This is a genomic window from Stenotrophomonas sp. yr243, from assembly GCF_900184195.1.
In the GTDB taxonomy this organism is placed as follows: Bacteria; Pseudomonadota; Gammaproteobacteria; order Xanthomonadales; family Xanthomonadaceae; genus Stenotrophomonas; species Stenotrophomonas lactitubi.
The window spans coordinates 682059-700772 of sequence record NZ_FXWT01000003.1; the positions used below are offsets into that span (position 1 = coordinate 682059).

Below are 18714 nucleotides of genomic sequence, written 5' to 3' on the forward strand. Positions count from 1 at the left end.
GCTGGCCGGCACCAGCAACGCAATGCGCCACGCTTGATTTCAATCAGGGCTGTGCGAAGAGGAACGCGCGAGGATGACCGTCATGAGCTTCCATGTTGATGCGAGCGAGAACACGGCGCTGCAGGCGGCATTGCTGCGGCAACCCCGCCACGTGCTGTTTCCGCCGCCCGACCAGTTCAGTGCCGGCTTCGGTGAAAGCGGCTGGCGTGCCGCCGTGCGCGCCAGCAACGAGCACCTGATTCCGCGTGGGCTGACGCTGGGTTTCCAGACCGGCCGCATGGGCCGCGACGTGCCGGCCGAACGCTATCTGGACACGTTGCTGGCCGCGTTGCGCCTGCAGGCTGATGCTCTGGCCGAGGACCGTGAGGTGGTGGCGATGGTGCTGCAGCTGGGCCTTGCCGAAGCACTGCCGCCGTCGCTGCTGGGGCAGTTGCTGGATGCAGTGCCGCGGCACCTGCGCACCGTGGCCCGGCCGCAGGTGGAGGTGCGGCTGGATGCCGGCAGTGCCGTGGCGCCGGCAGAACTGCGCGCGGTGGGCTGCACCCGGCTGAACGTGATCGATCGAGCCGATGCACCTGGCCCGGCAGTGCTGGCGCAGGCGCGCGACGCGGGCTTTACCGCGCGCTACTACCAGTTGCGGGTGCCTGCGGCGGAGGATGCGGGATTCATCGGGCGATTGCAGGCTGTGCTGGCAGATGCGCCCGAGCGCGTGCTGCTGCCGGCGCCATGCGCGCTGCCTGAGCATCCCTCATCGGAACGCTGGCTGCAGGCGTGGCGATTGCTGCGCGAGGCGGGCTATGTGGGTATCGGTGGCGACCATCATCAGCGCGGCGACCTGCCGGATCCGAACGGCCCGGGTGACGGTCAGCGTCATTGCGATCTGGCCGGCGTGCCGCGCCGCGATCGCAGCGATTTCATCGGCATCGGCCTGGCGGCGTGCAGCCAGATCGGTGAGGTGTTCTACCGGACGGAGGATGACCTTGAGTGCTGGCAGGCCCGCCTGCAGGCGGGGCATGTGGGCGTTGCCGCGGGCCTGATCCTGTCCGAGGGGGAACGCCTGGCTGCCGAGGTCGCGCAGAGCATCGCCTGCGACCATGCGCTGGATGCTGCCGCCTTCGAGTGGCGCAATGATGTTCCGTTCGATGAATGCTTCGCCGAGACCCTGCCCGCACTCGCACCGCTGCTCGCGCGTGGCTGGGCGCGCTGGGACGGCCGCGTGCTTCGCCTGGCCGAGGAAGGGCGGTTGCTGTGGCGTATGATGGCCGCATGCTTCCGGCCGGCGGCCGCCATCGCTTGAGTGCTGTCCCGATGTCTTCGACTCCGCCTTCCCAGGCCAGACCCGGCCGCACCACGCCGAATCCCGCCGCCGCCGATGATGGCGATGCGCTGCATTTCTGCAGCACCTGTGCCTTCTCCGATGCGTGCATGTCGCAGGGCTATGACAAGACGGCGCTGGGCGAGCTGCATGTGCTGGTTGACCATGTAGGGCCGTTCCATGCGGGCGACTACATTTTCCGCGCGGGAGAGGCTTTCGATTCCATCGCGGCGGTGCGCGCAGGCATGGTCAAGACCTTCGTCGATGACAGCCAGGGCAACGAGCAGGTGCTGGGCTTTGCGCTGCCGGGCGAGGTGATCGGGCTCAACGCGATTCATGGCTCGCGCTTCCCCTGCAATGCGGTGGCTCTGGATACGGTGCACCTGTGCCGTATTTCGTTCCCCAAGCTGAGCCTGCTGGCGACCCGCATGCCGGGGCTGCAGGCAAAGCTGTTCAGCCTGCTCAGTGCGGAGATCGGCAAGGTTGCCACGCTGGCGGCCAACCACCGCACCGAAGAGCGGATGGCCGCGTTCCTGCTGGACATGTCGGCCCGTTATGCACGGCGTGGTTTTTCCGCGACCCGTTTCAACCTGACCATGGCCCGCACCGAGATCGCCAACTATCTGCGGATGGCACCGGAGACGGCCAGTCGTGTGCTGCGGCGGCTGAGCGATGACGGCGTGATTGCGGTGAAGCAGCGCGAGATCCTGCTGTTGCAACCCGATCGGCTGGCGGCGCTGGCCGTGGCCGATGAGAACGACCCCGATTGAGCCTGACCAGGGAGCCGACGATGAAGCGATGCGCAATGGTGTTTCTGGGTCTGCTGTTCACGCTGCCTGCGTGGGCTGGCAACCTTACCGTGTCGGCGGCATCCAGCCTGACCGAGAGTTTCCGCGAGCTGGGCGCTGCCTATGAGAAGGCGAACCCGGGCAGCAAGGTCGACTTCAATTTTGCTGCGTCCGGCGTGCTGCTGCAGCAGATCGCGCGGGGCGCACCGGTGGATGTGTTCGCCTCGGCCGATGAAACAACGATGGACCAGGCTGCGCAGCAGAAGCTGCTGGCAGCGGGTACGCGTGCGGTCTTCGCAGTGAATGCGCTGTGGGTGGTGGTGCTGCCGCAGGCGAAGGCGCCGCCGCGCGCACTGGCCGACCTGGCGGGCGCCGGTGTGCAGCGCATCGCACTGGGCAACCCGGACAGCGTGCCGGTGGGCCGCTATGCAAAGGGTGCGCTGCTGGCCGCAAAGCTGTGGCCGGCAGTGCAGGGCAAGGTGATCAGTACCCAGAACGTGCGGCAGTCGCTGGATTACGTGGCACGGGGCGAGGTGGATGCGGGCTTTGTCTACGCCACGGACGCGCAGGCAATGCCGGATCGCGTGCGGCGCGCGTTCGACGTTCCGGTTGACGGACGCATCGCCTATCCGCTCGCGGTGGTGCAGGCCAGCACGCAGCCGGTGGAAGCCAAGCGCTTCGCGGCGTTCGTGCGCTCGGCGCAGGGCCAGGCGATCCTGCAGAAGCACGGGTTCGGCAAGCCCTGACGGATGGACCTGGACTGGAGCGCATTGGGGTTGTCGTTGAAGGTGGCCGGCTGGGCTACCGCAATCAATCTCGTTGCAGGCGTGGCACTTGGCGCGCTGCTGGCGCGACGGCGCTTTCCCGGTCGGGAACTGCTGGATTCGATACTGACCCTGCCGATGGTGCTGCCGCCGACAGTGCTGGGCTACTACCTGCTGGTGCTGATTGGGCGCAATGGCCCGATCGGTGCCTGGCTGCAGTCGTGGTTCGGCATCAACCTGGTATTTACCTGGCAGGCGGCGGTGATCGCTGCCGCGGTAGCGTCACTGCCGCTGGTGTTCAAGCCGGCACGCGCCGCATTCGAAGAAGTGGATGGTCAGTTGGAGCAGGCCGCGCGCACGCTGGGTGTTTCCGAAGCCGCGGTGTTCTTCCGCATCACCCTGCCGCTGGCCTGGCGCGGGATTCTGGCTGGCCTGCTGCTGGCGTTCGCGCGGGCGATGGGTGAGTTCGGCGCCACGCTGATGGTGGCCGGCAGCATTCCCGGCCGCACGCAGACGCTGTCGATCGCCATCTATGAAGCCGTGCAGGCGGGGCAGGATGGCAAGGCCAATGCGCTGGTGATCCTGACGTCGGTGGTATGCATCGTGATCCTGCTGCTGGCCGCACGGCTGGTGGGCGGGCGCCGCCGGGAGCTGCGCGATGTGGCTTGACCTGCAGGTACAGCGGCGATTGCAGGCATCCGGCCAGACCTTTGAACTGGACGTGGCACTGCAGTGCACGCAGCGGCAGGTGGTGCTGTTCGGGCCCTCGGGTGCCGGCAAGAGCCTGACGCTGAAAGCGGTGGCCGGCCTGTTGCGCCCGGAGCACGGACATGTGCGCCTGCACGGGCAGACGCTGTTCGATGCAGGTGCTGGGATTGATCTGCCACCGCAGCGTCGTCGCCTGGGATATGTGTTCCAGGATTACGCGCTGTTCCCGCATCTGAGCGTGCGCCAGAACGTGGCGTTCGGGCTTGAGCGGGGTTGGTTGAATCCGCGGCGCGGGACCCGTATCGAGGCAGTTGAGCAGTGGTTGCAGGCGTTCCGTATCGAGCATGTGGCGGATCTGCTGCCGTCACAGGTATCCGGTGGCCAGCGCCAGCGTACGGCGTTGGCACGAGCGCTGGTGACCCGGCCGCAGGCCTTGCTGCTGGACGAGCCGTTCGCAGCGCTCGATCACGACCTGCGCCAGCACCTGCGGCAGGAGCTGGAAGCCGTGCTGGATGAAACCGGTATTCCGCTGCTGCTGATCAGCCACGATCCGCAGGATGTGGCAGTGTTCGGCCAGCAGGTGGCGCGGGTGGTGGAAGGGCGTATCGTCGGCGATTGACCTGTGATGGTAGTGCCGGCCGCTGGCCGGCAGCTTGGTAGTGCGGAGAGCAGCCGGCCAGCGGCCGGCTCTACCCCTGGGCGAGGCGCCTCAATACAGCTCGCAGTGGGTGCGGCCCTCGCCGCGCAGGGCATCCCAATGGCCGTCACCGCCGATCGCGTCGATGGCTGCACGCACCGCACCTTCCAAGTGGCTCTTGTTGCCACACAGGTAGATGTGGCCGCCACGGGCCAGCACATCCTGCATCTGCGCGGCCTGCTGCTGCAGCACATGCTGCACATAGACCTTCTGCGCGGCATCGCGCGAGAACGCGGTGTGCAGGCCAGCCAGTACGCCACGCGCCTGCCAGTCCTGAAGCCGCTCGCGGTACAGGAAGTCGTGCTCGCGATGCTTCTCGCCGAACACCAGATGGACCTCCCGTGCGTCGCCGGTTGCCTGCAGTTCCTGCATCAGGCCCATCAGCGGCGCGATGCCGGTACCGGTGCCGACCAGCAGCAGGGGCGCGTTGCCGCTGTCCGGCAGGTGGAAGCCCGGATTGGAGCGGCAGTACACGCGGGCGGTGTCGTCGCCGTGCAGCAGGCTGCCGGTGGCGGTGCCGAAGCGTTCGCGGCCACGCAGGGTGTAGCGCACTTCGCGCACGCACAGGCTCAGCTGATCATCGTGCGGATGCGAGGCGATGGAATAGGCACGGGGCAGGCGTGGCGACAGGATGTCACGCAGGCGGGCCAGTGGCACGCTGCCCGGGGTGGCGTGGTCCTGCAGCACGTCCAGCAGGTCCAGGCCATGCAGGTAGGCGTCCAGCTCGCGCTTCTGGCTGATCTTCAGCAGGCCCTTCAGTACGTCGCTGCCGCCCAGCTTTGCCAGCTCGCGCAGCACGCCCTTGCTGAGCAGGCGCAGCTCGCGATCTCGCAGGGCGTCGACGGCGCTGGAATCACCCAACCAGGAGGCCAGTGCCTGCAGCAATGCCGGATCGTTTTCCGGAACCAGATGCAAGGTGTCGCCGGCCCGGTAGACCATGCCGCTGCCGGCGATGTCCAGCTGCAGGTGCCAGGCCGCAGGGTCACCATGGCTCAGGCGTCGCCGTTCGACGACGCGGGCGTTGAAGGCATTGTCTTCACCGTAGGCCGTCACCTGCAGGCGCAGATCCTGGCCCGCGGTTGCATCACCCTCCAGTACCTGGCCCAGCACCGGCCGCCACTGCTGGAAGAACTGCTCGTAGCCGAGGTCAGCGTCGACACGGTGCAGCAGTGGCTGCGCCTGACGCTCGCTCAGCGCCGCATCCAGCGCCTTGGTGAAACCGCAGAAGCTGGGGTAGCCGGTATCCCCAAGGCCGAACACCGCATAGCGCAGCCCGGTCAGGGCGGGCGCTTGGCGCAGCGACTCGAAGAAGCTCTCGCCATTGGCCGGCGGCTCGCCGTCGCCGAACGAGCTGGAGATGGCCAGCAGCACATCGCCGTGGCCGAGGCTGGCCACATCGATGTCATTGAACGGCAGAACCTGCGGCCCATGCGGCTGCAGGTCCGGGTCCGCGCCCAGGCGCTGGGCCAGGGCGCGGGCGTTACCCGACTCGGAGGCAAAACCCACCAGCAGCCGGCTGATGGGCATGCGTGTGGGGATGGCGTTCACGCAGCCTCGTAGAAGTCGTCGAACTTTTCCTTGCTGAACTCGACCAGGTCGTAGTTCTGCATCAGGTCGTTCACCACGCGGCGGATGCTGATGTACGAGGTGATGTTGCCATCGGCATCGAACAGCGGCTGCACGGTGGTGTCGACCACGTAGAGCACGCCGCCCTTGCCCAGGTTCGGCACGATGCCGGTCCAGGTCTTGCCGGCCTTGATGGTGTCCCACATGTCCTTGTAGACGGCCTTGGGCACGTCCGGATGACGGACGATGCTGTGCGGCTGGCCGATCAGTTCCTCGCGCGCGAACCCGGTGAGCGTGCAGAACAGGTCGTTGGCATAGGTGATGTTGCCCTGCAGGTCGGTGGTGGAGATCACCATCACGTTCTGCATGGCGTTGAGCAGCTGGGCGTTGTCGGGGGTGTAGCTCATCGCAGGTCCTTTGGATGCCGGTAACGCCGGCGTATTGGGTTCCTGCATAGAGATACGCGCCCGTGGCGGTGGGCGGATTGACATAGGTCAAGCGTGCGCCGGGAGGGGGCTGCGACCGGCTGTCGCAGGCCGGGCGTTGATGGCCTGCAAAGCCGAACATGGGCTCGGCTTTACAGGCAATCCTGCTCAGCCCATCAGATACCGCAGCACACCCGCCGACACCACGCCGATCAGCACCGTCGGCAGCATCGACAGCCGAGTGGCCGCAATCAGGGTGATTGCCAGCGCGGCCAGATCGGCCGGTTTGTCGGCCACGAAATCCGGGGCGATCACCGAGATCAGCACGCAGCCCGGGGCGGCTTCCATCACCGTCACCGCGCGCTTGCTCAGGGTGCGGTTGCGCAGTGCGAGAAAACCGATGATGCGGGTGAGATAGGTGGCGGCGGCCATCAGGATGATGGTCAGCACCGAGGTCCAGTGGATCAGGCCGTTGAAGATCATGCCGCGTCCTCCGCCAGCAGCCAGGCCGCGGCGAGACCCGCCAGCGCGCCGCTGGCCACGTACCACGCGCCGGGCACCAGCAGGTAAGTGCCCGCTGCCACCACCAGGCTGACCAGCCATGGCCGGGCGGCGCGCATGCCTTGCCACATGCCACGCAGCAGCACCAGGAACACGGCGGGGAAGGCCATGTCGAAGCCGTAGGCATGGATGTCGCCAAGCAGCGGGCCGACGATCGCGCCCAGTGCGGTGCACAGCACCCACACGGTGTACAGGCCGGCCGATACGCCGAGGTAGTAGGCCAGGCTGAAGCCCAGTGCGCGGCGGCGCGCATCGGCCACGCCCAGTGCCCAGCTTTCATCGCACATGAAGAACAGCGCCGGCAGCACGCGACGGCGCGGCAGGTGCTGCAGCATCGGTGCCAGGCTGGCGCCCATCAACAGGTGGCGGCTGTTGACCAGCGCGGTGATCGCCACGATCAGCGCGATGTGCGGCGGCGAGGTCCACAGCTCGACCGCGGCGAATTCAGACCCGCCAGCGAAGTTGAGGCCGGTCATCAGCGGCACTTCCAGCGCCGACAGGCCCTTCTGGGCCGCCTGGGCGCCGAGCACCAGGGCAAAGGGAATGAAGCCGATCATCACCGGTACGGCGGCGCGCAGGCCGCGCAGGAACTCGGCGCGTGGTGCGGTGTCGCAGGCGGGATCAGGCAGGGGCAGACTGGTTCGGGCGTCCATGGATCAACAACGAGCGGGGGTGACCCATGCTAACGGTCCGATCACGAAATCGGGTTGCGTTGATGCCATTGGTTTGGCGGAATGTGCAATATCATGCGGTGATCTGGTCAAGGAGTGGAATTCCATGCAGTACCAGCTTGACAACCTGGATCGTCGCATCCTGGACGCCCTGCAGCGCGATGGTCGCCTGCAGAACCTGGAGCTGTCCCGCCAGGTGGGGCTCTCGCCGTCGGCCTGCCTGCGCCGGGTCCGCCTGCTGGAAGAAGGCGGTTATATCGATCGCTACGTGGCCCTGCTGAATGCGGCCAGGATAGGACGGGGGTTCACCGTGTTCGTGCGTGTCTGGCTGCGCGGCCAGGACGAAGACACCACCAATCACTTCATCAACAGCATCAAGTCCTTCCCGGAAGTGCTTGAATGCCATCTGATGGCTGGCGACTGTGACTTCCTGCTGCGGGTGGCAGTGGCCGACCTCGACGCGTACCGGCAGTTCCAGATCCAGCACCTGAACCGGATCGCCGGTGTGCAGAACACCAAGACCGAAATCCCCATGCAGCGGATCAAGCAGACCACTGAACTGCCGGTCTGAACTGGCCCGGCGCGTCCCCTGCGCGCCGCCGTCATCGCAATGACACGTGACGCCGCTACGGTTTGACCCGCTTGCCGGCCGTGTGCAGGTCGACCCACCTGGTCGCGCCGCGCTCCGCCGCTGCAGCTGATGTCGCTGCCGAGGGTCATGTGTTCTACGTCAGGGGGCTGAATGGACAGCATGCGATCAGACGTTGGAGGGTGGCCGCCGCCGCCGGGTTGCTGTTCGCCTTCGCTGCTGCCGCACAGGACGACATCCGATCCTATGACATTCCCGCGCAACCGCTGGAACAGGCGGTCGAGCGCTTCAGTGTCGTCAGCGGGTGGTCGGTGATGTATCCCGGCGATCTCGGTACCGGCCGCAGCAGCCATCCGCTGCAGGCCAGCCTGCCGCCACTGCAGGCGCTGCAGGTGGTGCTGCAGGACACGGGTGTCGAGGCCGAGCTGATCGGTGCACAACGCGTGGTGCTGCGCCGCGGTGCACACGCAGCCGCCGGATCCTCCCCGACCGATGTGGCCGCCGACCTGGGGCAGCGTCGCCGCTTCGGCGACCTGCAGCAACGGCTGCGCACCGCATTCTGTGGCGACCCTGACCTTGCGCCGGGCGCCTATGCGGCGACGCTGCGCTTCCGCATTGCCAACGATGGCCAGGTGCAGGAACCCGAACTGCTCGCCGGCAGCGGCAGCGCACGCCGCGATGCGCGCCTTCTGCAGGCGATGCAGGCCCTGCGGCTGGGCGCCGATGCTGCCGCGCTGCCGCAGCCGGTGACCCTGCAGATCCGTCCTTCCAGCGCGGGCCACGACTGTGGCCGGCGCGCGCCCCAACCATGACGTCAAGGAATCGAACATGAGCAACAGCACGGCTGGGGCGGTGGACCTGATGGACCATCTGCTGGGCGCCTACGACGAACTGAAGCGCCGGCTGGTGCGCAAGCTGGGCTCGGAAGAGCTGGCCGGCGACGCGCTGCAGGACACCTGGATGCGCCTGAGCACGCGTCGACACCGCCTGGACCCGGTGCAGAACCCTGCGGCGTATCTGCTGCGCATGGCGATGAACACCGTGATCGACCGCCAGCGCGCCGACCATCGCCTGCTGAGCCTGGAAGAAGTGGATACGTTGATGGACATGGCCGATCCCGGCCCGGGGCCGGCGCAGGCGGCCGAGCAGGAAATGGCACTGGAAGACATGGTCGGCCTGCTGCAGCGGATGCCTGAGCGCCGCCGCCGGATATTGCTGGCGATCCGCGTGGACGGCCTGCAGCAGCGCGATGTGGCCGAGCACCTGGGCGTGTCGCTGCGGCTGGTGCAGCGTGAGCTGAAAGCCGCACAGGATTACCTGGCCGAACGCAGTGGGCAGGGGCGGCAGGTGCGGTTCTGAGGCACGGCATCCGTCTACACTTTGACGCCGAGCAGAACCCCGCAGCGTGCGGGGACGGCAAGAGCCCTCATGGACGCTGACGATCAACCGCACCGCCCGCTCGACGCCGTGGAGCGCCAGGCCCACGCGTGGGTGGTGCGGTTGACCTCGGGCGAGGCCACGGCGGCCGATGGCAGGAAATTCCGCCAATGGTGCGAGGCCGATCCCGGCCATCGGCAGGCCTTTGCCCGCGCGAAGCGGCAATGGGAACAGGTACGCCTGGCCGGCGAGCAGCTGCCTGCCGCCGCACGCCAGCCGCAGGCGGCAACCCCGGCGCAACGCTGGAGCCGGCGCGCATTCCTGGGGGCGGCGGTGGCGGCACCTGCGAGCCTGGCCGTGGTGGCTGCGCTGCACCCGCCGTTGGGCCTGTGGCCTTCGGTGACGGCGATGACGGCCGATTTCTATACCGGTACCGGCGAGCGGCTGCTGCTTGCGCCGACGCCGCATCTGAAGATCGAACTGGATACGCAGAGCAGCCTGCGCCGGCGCAGCGACGCGCAGGGTGAGGGCTTCGAGCTTGTGCAGGGACAGGCTGCGATCGACGCCGCAGCGGGGACACGCCTGGCACTGTTCGCCGGGCCGGGCTGCCTTGTAGCCGACGAAGGCGCAGCACGCTTGGATGTGCGCAACACCGACGGCCAGGTGCGTGTGACCTGCCTGCGCGGCAGCGTTCGCATCGAGCATCCGCAAGGTCGCCTGCTACTGCAGGCCGGCCAGCAGACGGTGTATGACGAGCGCCTCAGCGGCGTGGTGGCCGAAGCCGTGGCGGCCGAAGTCAGCGCGTGGACCGAAGGCATGCTGGTGTTCCGCCGCGCGCCGCTGCGTGAGGTGGTGGCCGAGATCAACCGCTACCGGCGCGGCAAGGTGCTGCTGGGCGAATCGGCACTGGCGCGCGCCCCGGTCAGCGGCCGCTTCCGCATCGATGATCCGGATGCTGCGCTGGAGCAGCTCGGGCAGACGATGTCGCTCGGCCTGCGTCGCTTTCCCGGTGGAATTGCCGTCTTGGGGTAAGACCCTGGCTGCGCGCGACGCGCACGGCCGCTGCATGCATGGAGAGGCCAAGGATGCGCAACGAGACCATCGGTGTGTTGGATCTGCGCCGCAATCTGTCGGCGCTGCTGGAAACCACCCAGCGGCGGCCACTGATGGTGCACCGCTATGGCGCGCCGTGGGTATGCGTGGTGTCCGACCCGCAGTGGCGACAGCAGGCGGTGCTGCTGGAATTCGAGCCGCAGGACCATCCGTTGGCGATGCTGTTGCGGTTGCAGCGGCAGGTGCTGCCGCTGTCCGAATCGGGGGCGCTGCCTGCAGCTGCACTGGCGCGCGCGCTGCTGCTGATGGCGATGCATGGCATCGAGGGGCTTGCGGCGCTTCACGATCACGTGCGCTACCACCGCTTGTGGCACTGGTTCGTGGCCGCCACCGATGCGCAGATGGAGGGATGGCAGCTGCCGCTGCTGCAGGCGTCGATGGCGGCACTGTTGGATGACCCGGATGCGATGCACGCACTGGCCGCATTCGCACAGCGCAGCGACGTTGCCGTGCTGGCCCGGCGCTGTGGCGGCGCTGCTCCGCGCCTGGACCTGGAAGCCTGCAGGCGGATGACGCTGCGGTGACATTCCCGCGATGCTGCCACGCACTGCTCAACATCGCGTTCGTGCTGTCGCTTCGGTTGCCTTGCTGACGTCTTCTGCAGAGTACGACGCTCCCGCGTCGCGGAGCGCAGGCGACGCCGATGAACGACAGTCGCAGGATCAGCATGCTGGAGCTTGATCGCCACCTGAGCCAGTCGCTGGAGCAGGCACGGCATGCACCCGTGAATGTGCAGCGCTACGGACAGCCGTGGGTGTGGATGCTGTCCAGCGATGCCTGGGCCGACGCCGCAAGGTGGTCAGCGCTGGATGCCAGCGGGCATCCGTTGATGCTGCTGCGGCAGGCGCTGGACGCGCGCCTGCAGCCGTGGCCGGAATCGGCATTGGACACGCTGGCACAGGAGTGCGGGGAGATGCGCATGGTGCAGCGTGCGGTGCTGCTGGTCGCGCTGCGCGCGCCTGCGAGCGTGCAACGCCTGCACGACGATCTTCGCTATCACCAGGTGTATCGGCAGTTCATCGGCTTCGACCATGGCATGGCCTGGTCGCCCCTGCAGTGCATGCGCCTGCTGCAGGCATGCGCCACGCCACTGCTGCAGCGCTGCGTGGACGACACGCTTGCGCGTATTCCGTCGTCGCTGCTGGACGCTGCCTGCGTGGCCAATGCACGCCGCGTGGGTGATCGGCTGCAGGAACAGCGGATTTCCGCAGGATGTTTATCGTACTGACACATGCGCCGCTGACCATGGGGCAGCGGTCTCTTCCAGGATGATGAGGGCGGAACAATGGCAACGCAGATGGGTGGTCGCAGGGCTCGGCAGCAGGGCTTCAGCCTGATCGAGATCATGGTGGTGGTGGTCATCATCGGCATTCTGGCCGCACTGATCGTGCCCCGGTTGATGGATCGCCCCGACCAGGCCCGCGTGGTGGCTGCACGCCAGGACATCGCCGCGCTGATGCAGGCGATGAAGCTGTATCGGCTGGACAATGGTCGTTACCCCAGTGCCGAGCAGGGGCTGCAGGCGTTGGTGAAGCCACCGCAGGGCAGTGCTGCGATGCCGGTAACGCCCTACCTCGACCGCCTGCCGGATGACCCGTGGGGGCACCCGTACCAGTACCAGAACCCCGGCACGCACGGCGATATCGATGTGTTCTCACTGGGGGCCGACAGCAAGCCCGGCGGTGAGGCCGGCAACGCGGACATCGGCTCCTGGCAGTTGTGAGGCCAGACAATGGCACGCCGTAAAATCCCAGGTGCGTTTGCCCGCCAGCAGGGCATGGCGGTGATCGTGGCAATGCTGGTGGTGGCACTGGTGGCGGTGATCGCCACGGCGCTGCTGACGCGTCAGGCGGCGCAGTTGCGTGCGGTACGCAGTGATCAGCTGCGCATGCAGGTGCGTATGACCGTGGATGCCACCCTGGAGCGCGCGGCGCAGCAGTTGCGTGACGACGCGCGCGAGCAGTTGACCACCGTTGGCAGCGGGCGCTGGGCGCGTCCGCTGCAGCTGCAGGTGCCACTGCCGGTGCACCTGCAGCTTGTGGACGCGCAGTCGAAGTTCAACCTGCGCACGCTGCTGGCCGATGGCCAACCTGCAGCGGAGGCACTGCGTGCGTTCATCACCCTTTGTGCCGGGCAGGAGCTGCCTCGCGCCGGCTGTGCCAGTGCCGCAACGCAGATCCAGTCGCGCTTGCGCGATGGCGAGCGGCAGGCGCGCGCACCGCTGCCGCGCGAGTCGTTGATCGAACAGGTGCTGGCCGGCGCCGATCCGGTGGCGGTACAGGCACTGGCACGGCGCACGGTGGTGCTGCCTGCGCAGACCCTGGTCAACGCCAATACAAGTGATATCGCCGTGCTGCAGGCGATTGCACCCGGGGTGGATGCCGGGCGCCTGCAGGCGCTGCTGGGCGAGCGCGATCGTGGCCACTGGCTGCTCAATCGCGGTGACATCGCCAACCGGCTGCAGCTGAGCAACGAACAGATGGCGCTGATGCCGCTGGGTATCCACAGCGAGTGGTTCCTGGCGGTTGGCCAGGTACAGGCAGACGGCGCATCGGTGGATTTCCGCGCATTGATCTGGCGCGAGTACCGCGACGACAGCGTGCGTGTGCAACGGGTATGGACAAGGATCGGTGCATGAGCACGCAGCTGAGAATGCGCCTGCCGGCGCTGGATCGATTGGATGGGGACAGCGCGGTCGAATGGGCGCAGCTGCACAAGGACCGTGTACTGGCAACGGGCAGCGACCGTCTGTCGACGCTGGGCCAGCGCTTTCCGCAGGCGATGGTGCATGCGAGCCTGGACCCGCAGGACCTGATCCTGCTGGAGCTGCAGCTGCCGCCGCTGTCCGGGCGCCGCCTGCAGGCGGCCCTGCAGGGCGAAGTGGAAGCGATGCTGCTGGATGATCTGCAGGAGGTAGCGCTGGGCCATGGCACGCAGGCGGCCGATGGCACGGTGGCGGTGGCGTGGCTTGGCCTGCACGCCATTGCGCGGGTACAACAGCAGTTGCAGGACGGCGGGCTGCAGCTGCAGGCGCTGCATCCGACCCCCTTGCTGCTGCCGTGGTCGACCGGGCAGGCCACCTTGCAGGTGTGTGGCGAGCATGTACTGGTTCGCTGCGGCCGTGATCGTGGCTTCGTCCAGTGGTGCAGCGGGCGCGACCTGGCCTCGGTGATGCAGATGCTTGCCGTACGCTTGCAGCAGACCGGGGTGCAGGCGGTGCAGTGGATCGATGCCGTACCGCCTGCCTGGGCCGAGCGCTTGCCATCCAGCGTGTTGGCGCAGGCGGCGCAATCCAGCGGTCCGCTGCCTGGCTGGTCGCTGCCGTTGCCGGCCACGGGTGCAGGCGCGCCGCGGCTGGCCATCGGTCTTGCGTTGGCGGCGGCGGTGCTGGCTGCGCTGGGTCTGCAACTGCAGGTATCGCGCTGGCAGGGCGAGGGTGAAGCCTTGCGGCAGGACATGGCGCGGCAGTTCAGCACGCACTTCCCGGAGATCCACGATGTGGTCGACCCGGTGTTGCAGGCACGGCGGGCACTGGCGGTGCCGGCAGCGCCACGGGAACTTCCTGCCGTGCAGCAGCAGGTTGCCAGCGTGCTGCAGGCCATCCCCGAGTTGGCTGGCCAGGTTCGCAGCCTGCACTATCAGCCGGGCCAGTTGGAAATGGAACTTGACGCCGACGCGCAGGCGCTGGCCGAGGACGCGCAACGGCTGGAGCGCTGGCAACAGGCGACGCAGGCACAGGGGCTGCAGCTTGCGCGCGAAGCCGGTGGCCGGCTGCGGATCAGCAGCGGGGCTGCGCCGTGACCGCAGCCAGGTTGCGCCCAGCGGTCTCCCTGCATGGATTGCAGCAGCGTTGGCAGCGGCTGGCGGTGCGCGAGCGCGCGATGCTGCTGGTGATGGCTGCAGCGATAGTGGCGTCCGCGCTGTGGCTGGGCTGGCTGCAGCCGCTGCTGAAACAGCGCAGCCATTGGCAGGCTGAACTTCCACGGCTGCAGGCGCAGTCGGCGGCACTTGCACCGCTGCTGCGTGCCCGTGAACAACAGCAGCAGGCGCAGGGCCAGCACCCGACGCTTGCCGGGCTGCGCCAGCAGATCACCGCTGCCGGCCTGGCCGATAGCCTGCATATCGAAACGCGTGACGGGCGCTGGCACCTGCAGGTGCGCAGTGTGCCCGCCGATGCGCTCTGGAACTGGCTGCTGCCCTTGCTGGCCGACCCGGCCATCGAACTGCAGCAACTGCAACTGCAACGCACAGGGGACGCGAACATGCCGGCGGCACGGATTTCCGGAAACATCGTGATGGCCGCCAATGGCGGTGGCCATCCATGAAGTCGATGCGCAGCCTGGGCTGCAGCGTGGTACTGGCACTGGTGGTGGGCCTGGCCCATCTTCCGGAGGCAGTGCAGGCGCAGGACGCCAGTGGCGAACCGGTGCAGCTGAACCTGGTGGACACCGACATCGGTGGGGTGCTGCGCATGGCGGCGCGCTTCACCGGCCGCCAGTTCCTGGTCGACCCACGGGTGACCGGCAAGATGACCGTTGTCTCCGATGGGCCGGTCAGCCGTGTGCAGGCTTACCAGCTGCTGCTGGGTGCATTGCGCATGCGCGGCTTTGCCGTGGTCGAAAGTGGAGGCGTCAGCCGGGTGGTGCCACAGGCCGATGCCAAGCTGCTGGGCGGTCGTGTTGGTGCTGGCGGCGCGGGAGGCGAGATAACCACACGCACGTTTGCCCTGCGCTACGAAAGCGCGGCGGCGCTGGTGGCGGTGCTGCGGCCGATGATTACTCCGGATAATCCGATCACCGCGAACCCGGGCAACAACACGCTGGTCATCACCGACTACGCCGACAACCTGGAGCGCATCGCGCGGGTCATCACCAGCGTGGATACGCCGGCCGGCATGGACACCGACGTGGTCAAGCTGCAGCAGGGCATTGCCGTGGACGTGGCGGCGATGGTCGCACCGTTGCTGGACGCGCAGGGCGCGGAGCCGGCGCAGAAGGTGGTGGTGATGGCCGACCCGCGCAGCAACAGCGTGCTGCTGCGCTCCAGCAGCCCGGGCCGCACGCGCCTGGCGCGGCAGCTGGTGGAGAAGCTGGACAAGGCCCAGGACGAGTCCGGCAACCTGCATGTGGTGTACCTGCGCAATGCCCAGGCCACCCAGCTGGCCGGGGTGCTGCGTGGCGTGGTAGCAGGGCAGAGCGACGCGCCGGCGATGGGCAGCAGCGACGGCATCACCGCATTGCCGGGCGAGACCAGCCGCAACGCCAGCACGCCGGCGCAACCCGCACAGGGCAAGAGCAAGGGCAATGCGCTGGAATCTCCACGGCTTGACCCGGGTCGTCGTGATCCGATCGATGCCGGCAGCAGCGGGTTCAGCCAGAACGGCATCTCGGTGCAGGCTGACATCGCCACCAACACCTTGCTGATTTCCGCCCCGGAGCCGGTGTACCGCAACCTGCGGCGGGTGATCGACCAGCTCGACCAGCGTCGGGCACAGGTGCTGGTGGAGAGCCTGATCGTAGAGGTCAACCAGACCGATGCCGCTGAACTGGGCGTGCAATGGATGCTGGGCAACGGCCGCACGTTCGGTGGCACTCATTTCGGCGGCACCACCGGTGGTAGTGGCATCAGCACCACTGCGCGCACCACGCTGGATGTACTGCCGAAGGACGGCCTGAACATCGGCGTGATCGACGGCACGATCAACCTGCCGGGCGTCGGCCAGATCCTCAACATGAAGGCGCTGGCCAACGCCCTGCAGAGCAAAGGCGGCGCCAACATCCTCTCCACGCCGAACCTGATGACGCTGGACAACGAGGCGGCCAGCATTATGGTCGGGCAGACCGTGCCCTTCGTCAGTGGCCGCTATGTGACCGACGGTGGCGGTGGCAGCAACAACCCGTTCCAGACCATCGAACGCGAGGACGTGGGCCTTAAGCTGCGGGTGCGCCCGCAGATTTCCGAGGGCGGCACGGTGAAGCTGGACATCTATCAGGAAGTCAGCAGCATCGATGCGCAGAGCTCGGGCAGCGCCGGAATCATCACCAACAAGCGGGCGCTGGATACCAGCGTGCTGCTCGATGACGGCCAGATCATGGTGCTGGGTGGCCTGCTGGAAGACAGCGTCAGCCACGGCCGCGATGCCGTGCCGGGGCTGGGGAAGATTCCGGTGCTGGGCGCGCTGTTCCGCAGCGATACGCGCAAGCGGGCCAAGACCAACCTGATGGTGTTCCTGCGCCCGCACGTGGTGCGCGATCCGGCCGCCGGACAGCGCCTGACCCGCGACCGCTATGACTACATGCGCAATGCACAGGCCGCTGCGCAGCCGGTGCAGAGCTGGGCGTTGCCGGCGCTGTCGGCACCGCAGCTGCCGCCGCAGGACCTGTCGGTGCTTGGCCAGGGCAATGCGCGTGATGGCCAGGGCCAGCCGTTGCAGAACGGCAGCCTCGCGGCGTTGTATCCGGCCAGCGAGGGCAATGTGCAGGTGGTGCAGTACGCGCAGGGGCTGGATGCGGCGCGTGCGACCCAGGCCGTGGCACAGGTGCGCGCGCTTGGCCTGCAGGCCTATGCCGAGACCACGCCGGGTGAAACCGGACAGCGTCTGCGGGTGCGGGTGGCGCGCGACCCGGCCACGCTCGACCCGGCGCTGCAGCAGCTGCGCGGGCTGGGCTACACCCCGGAACTGGTCATCGGGCCATGAGCATGCCCGTGCCGTTGCCACTGCTGCCATATGCCTGGGTGCGCAGCCACGGGGTGATGCTGGCCGAAGCAGGCGGCGCGCCGGTACTTCTGGGGACCGCCGAGACCGCCGCCTGGGCAGTGGCCGAGCTGCGCCGCCGGCACGGGCCGCTGCCGTTCCAGGTACTGGAAGGGGCGGCCTGGCAGCAGCGCTTGGGCGAGCAGTATCGTGACGGTGGCGATGCCGCCGCGGTGGTCGGTGCGGCCGAAAGTGAAGTCGATCTCGACCGGCTGATGCAGGACATGCCCGAGGTGACCGATCTACTGGACGCGCAGGATGACGCGCCGGTGATCCGCATGATCAACGCGCTGTTGGCGCAGGCCGCGCGTGATGGCGCCAGCGACCTGCACATCGAACCTTTCGAAACGCATTCGGTGGTGCGCTACCGCGTCGATGGCACCCTGCGTGACATGGTGCAGCCACGGCGTGCGCTGCATGCGGCGCTGGTCTCGCGCATCAAGATCATGGCCCACCTGGATATCGCCGAGAAGCGTCTGCCGCAGGATGGGCGCATCGCCATCCGCGTGGGTGGCAGACCGCTCGACATCCGTGTGTCCACGGTGCCGACCGGACATGGCGAGCGCGCTGTGCTGCGCCTGCTGGAAAAAGACGCCGGGCGACTGCAGCTGCAGCGGTTGGGCATGGCCGACGATACGCTGGCCACCTTCACCGGGTTGATCCGCCAGCCGCATGGCATCGTGCTGGTGACCGGGCCGACCGGTAGCGGCAAGACCACCTCGCTGTATGCGGCGCTGGGGCAGCTTGACAGCAGCACCAGCAACATCCTCACCGTGGAGGACCCGGTGGAGTACGACTTCGCCGGCATCGGCCAGATCCAGGTCAACGCGCGCATCGGCATGAGCTTCGGTACGGCATTGCGCGCGATCCTGCGCCAGGATCCGGACACCATCATGATCGGTGAGATCCGTGACCTGGAAACGGCGCAGATCGCGGTGCAGTCGTCGCTGACCGGTCACGGCGTGCTGGCATCGCTGCATACCAATGATGCGATCTCGGCGGTGACTCGCCTCGCTGACATGGGCGTGGAGCCATTCCTGCTGGCCTCGTCGTTGCGCGGCGTGCTGGCGCAGCGACTGGTGCGCAGGCTGTGCCTGCAGTGTAGGCGTGCCGAGACCGATACCGATGGCCGCACGGTGTGGCGGGCGGTAGGCTGCCCGGCCTGCGCGAACAGTGGCTACCGCGGGCGCACCGGCATCCATGAACTGTTTGTGGTGGATGAGCGCGTGCGCGCGTTGATCCATGAAGGGCAGGGCGAACCCGCGCTGCGCGAGGCCGCGCGCCGTGCCGGCATGCGCAGCCTGCGCCAGGACGGGCAGCGCTGGGTCGACAGCGGGGTGACCACGCTGGAGGAGATCCTGCGCGTGACCGGCGACGACTGAGGCG

The 18714-nt window shown here is 67.7% G+C and carries 21 protein-coding genes; 17 read left to right on the plus strand and 4 right to left on the minus strand.

Annotated features, from left to right (window positions below; translation table 11 throughout):
- The first annotated feature begins 82 nt into the window (after positions 1–82).
- The 5 genes from QOL57_RS15955 to QOL57_RS15975 are packed head-to-tail and all read left to right on the plus strand — an operon-like array spanning position 83 to position 4194.
- Entirely contained in the window at positions 83–1297 is a 1215-nt protein-coding gene (locus tag QOL57_RS15955; RefSeq protein WP_089237964.1) for a coproporphyrinogen III oxidase, read from the plus strand.
- Positions 1298–1308: 11 nt separating this feature from the next.
- Positions 1309–2085, plus strand: coding sequence for a helix-turn-helix domain-containing protein (locus tag QOL57_RS15960; RefSeq protein ID WP_089235841.1), 777 nt, complete (start codon positions 1309–1311; stop codon positions 2083–2085).
- A gap of 20 nt (positions 2086–2105) precedes the next feature.
- Positions 2106–2849, plus strand: a complete 744-nt coding sequence (gene modA / locus QOL57_RS15965) for a molybdate ABC transporter substrate-binding protein (RefSeq protein ID WP_089235840.1) — start codon at positions 2106–2108, stop codon at positions 2847–2849.
- A gap of 3 nt (positions 2850–2852) precedes the next feature.
- Complete coding sequence (gene modB, locus QOL57_RS15970; RefSeq protein WP_089235839.1) at positions 2853–3536, plus strand: molybdate ABC transporter permease subunit; 684 nt, start codon at positions 2853–2855, stop codon at positions 3534–3536.
- Positions 3526–4194 carry an ATP-binding cassette domain-containing protein gene (locus QOL57_RS15975; RefSeq protein ID WP_089235838.1) on the plus strand — a complete coding sequence of 223 codons (669 nt, stop codon included), beginning with the start codon at positions 3526–3528 and terminating at the stop codon, positions 4192–4194. Before modB ends, QOL57_RS15975 begins: the two co-directional genes overlap by 11 nt.
- A 90-nt stretch (positions 4195–4284) precedes the next feature.
- Here QOL57_RS15975 and QOL57_RS15980 read toward each other — a convergent pair whose 3' ends face one another.
- The 4 genes from QOL57_RS15980 to QOL57_RS15995 form a co-directional block, all read right to left on the minus strand.
- Entirely contained in the window at positions 4285–5820 is a 1536-nt protein-coding gene (locus QOL57_RS15980) for a sulfite reductase flavoprotein subunit alpha (protein WP_089235837.1), read from the minus strand.
- Positions 5817–6245: a PAS sensor domain-containing protein gene (locus QOL57_RS15985; protein ID WP_005409905.1), complete on the minus strand. Its 429-nt coding sequence runs from the start codon at positions 6243–6245 to the stop codon at positions 5817–5819. The genes QOL57_RS15980 and QOL57_RS15985 overlap by 4 nt, the downstream gene beginning before the upstream one ends.
- A 186-nt stretch (positions 6246–6431) precedes the next feature.
- Positions 6432–6746, minus strand: a complete 315-nt coding sequence (locus tag QOL57_RS15990) for an AzlD family protein (RefSeq protein WP_089235836.1) — start codon at positions 6744–6746, stop codon at positions 6432–6434.
- A complete protein-coding gene (locus tag QOL57_RS15995; RefSeq protein WP_089235835.1) occupies positions 6743–7477 on the minus strand; it encodes an AzlC family ABC transporter permease in 735 nt (244 codons plus the stop codon). The genes QOL57_RS15990 and QOL57_RS15995 overlap by 4 nt, the downstream gene beginning before the upstream one ends.
- A gap of 124 nt (positions 7478–7601) precedes the next feature.
- Here QOL57_RS15995 and QOL57_RS16000 point away from each other — a divergent pair, with 124 nt between their 5' ends.
- The 12 genes from QOL57_RS16000 (at position 7602) to gspE (ending at position 18710) form a co-directional block, all read left to right on the plus strand.
- Positions 7602–8066: an Lrp/AsnC family transcriptional regulator gene (locus QOL57_RS16000; protein WP_025874361.1), complete on the plus strand. Its 465-nt coding sequence runs from the start codon at positions 7602–7604 to the stop codon at positions 8064–8066.
- Between the two features lie 149 nt (positions 8067–8215).
- Complete coding sequence (locus tag QOL57_RS16005) at positions 8216–8896, plus strand: STN domain-containing protein (protein WP_089237962.1); 681 nt, start codon at positions 8216–8218, stop codon at positions 8894–8896.
- A 16-nt stretch (positions 8897–8912) separates the two neighbouring features.
- Positions 8913–9443, plus strand: coding sequence for a sigma-70 family RNA polymerase sigma factor (locus tag QOL57_RS16010; protein WP_089237960.1), 531 nt, complete (start codon positions 8913–8915; stop codon positions 9441–9443).
- A 69-nt stretch (positions 9444–9512) separates the two neighbouring features.
- On the plus strand, positions 9513–10493 hold the full coding sequence (locus QOL57_RS16015) for a DUF4880 domain-containing protein (protein ID WP_089235834.1): 981 nt from the start codon (positions 9513–9515) through the stop codon (positions 10491–10493).
- 53 nt (positions 10494–10546) lie between these two features.
- Positions 10547–11098, plus strand: a complete 552-nt coding sequence (locus QOL57_RS16020; protein ID WP_089235833.1) for a hypothetical protein — start codon at positions 10547–10549, stop codon at positions 11096–11098.
- A 119-nt stretch (positions 11099–11217) separates the two neighbouring features.
- Positions 11218–11802, plus strand: a complete 585-nt coding sequence (locus tag QOL57_RS16025) for a hypothetical protein (RefSeq protein WP_089235832.1) — start codon at positions 11218–11220, stop codon at positions 11800–11802.
- 57 nt (positions 11803–11859) lie between these two features.
- The gene (gene gspG / locus QOL57_RS16030) at positions 11860–12297 is read left to right on the plus strand and encodes a type II secretion system major pseudopilin GspG (RefSeq protein WP_089235831.1); all 438 of its coding nucleotides are present in this window, start codon (positions 11860–11862) and stop codon (positions 12295–12297) included.
- Positions 12298–12306: 9 nt separating this feature from the next.
- Positions 12307–13212, plus strand: coding sequence for a type II secretion system minor pseudopilin GspK (gspK, locus tag QOL57_RS16035; RefSeq protein WP_244900602.1), 906 nt, complete (start codon positions 12307–12309; stop codon positions 13210–13212).
- Complete coding sequence (gene gspL / locus QOL57_RS16040) at positions 13209–14375, plus strand: type II secretion system protein GspL (protein ID WP_089235829.1); 1167 nt, start codon at positions 13209–13211, stop codon at positions 14373–14375. Before gspK ends, gspL begins: the two co-directional genes overlap by 4 nt.
- Positions 14372–14899 carry a type II secretion system protein GspM gene (gene gspM / locus QOL57_RS16045; protein WP_244900600.1) on the plus strand — a complete coding sequence of 176 codons (528 nt, stop codon included), beginning with the start codon at positions 14372–14374 and terminating at the stop codon, positions 14897–14899. Before gspL ends, gspM begins: the two co-directional genes overlap by 4 nt.
- Positions 14896–17271 (plus strand): type II secretion system secretin GspD, encoded by a 2376-nt coding sequence (gene gspD, locus QOL57_RS16050; RefSeq protein ID WP_089235828.1) that lies wholly within the window; start codon positions 14896–14898, stop codon positions 17269–17271. Before gspM ends, gspD begins: the two co-directional genes overlap by 4 nt.
- Before the next feature lie 2 nt (positions 17272–17273).
- Positions 17274–18710 (plus strand): type II secretion system ATPase GspE, encoded by a 1437-nt coding sequence (gene gspE, locus QOL57_RS16055; RefSeq protein ID WP_089235827.1) that lies wholly within the window; start codon positions 17274–17276, stop codon positions 18708–18710.
- The last annotated feature ends 4 nt before the right edge of the window (positions 18711–18714 follow it).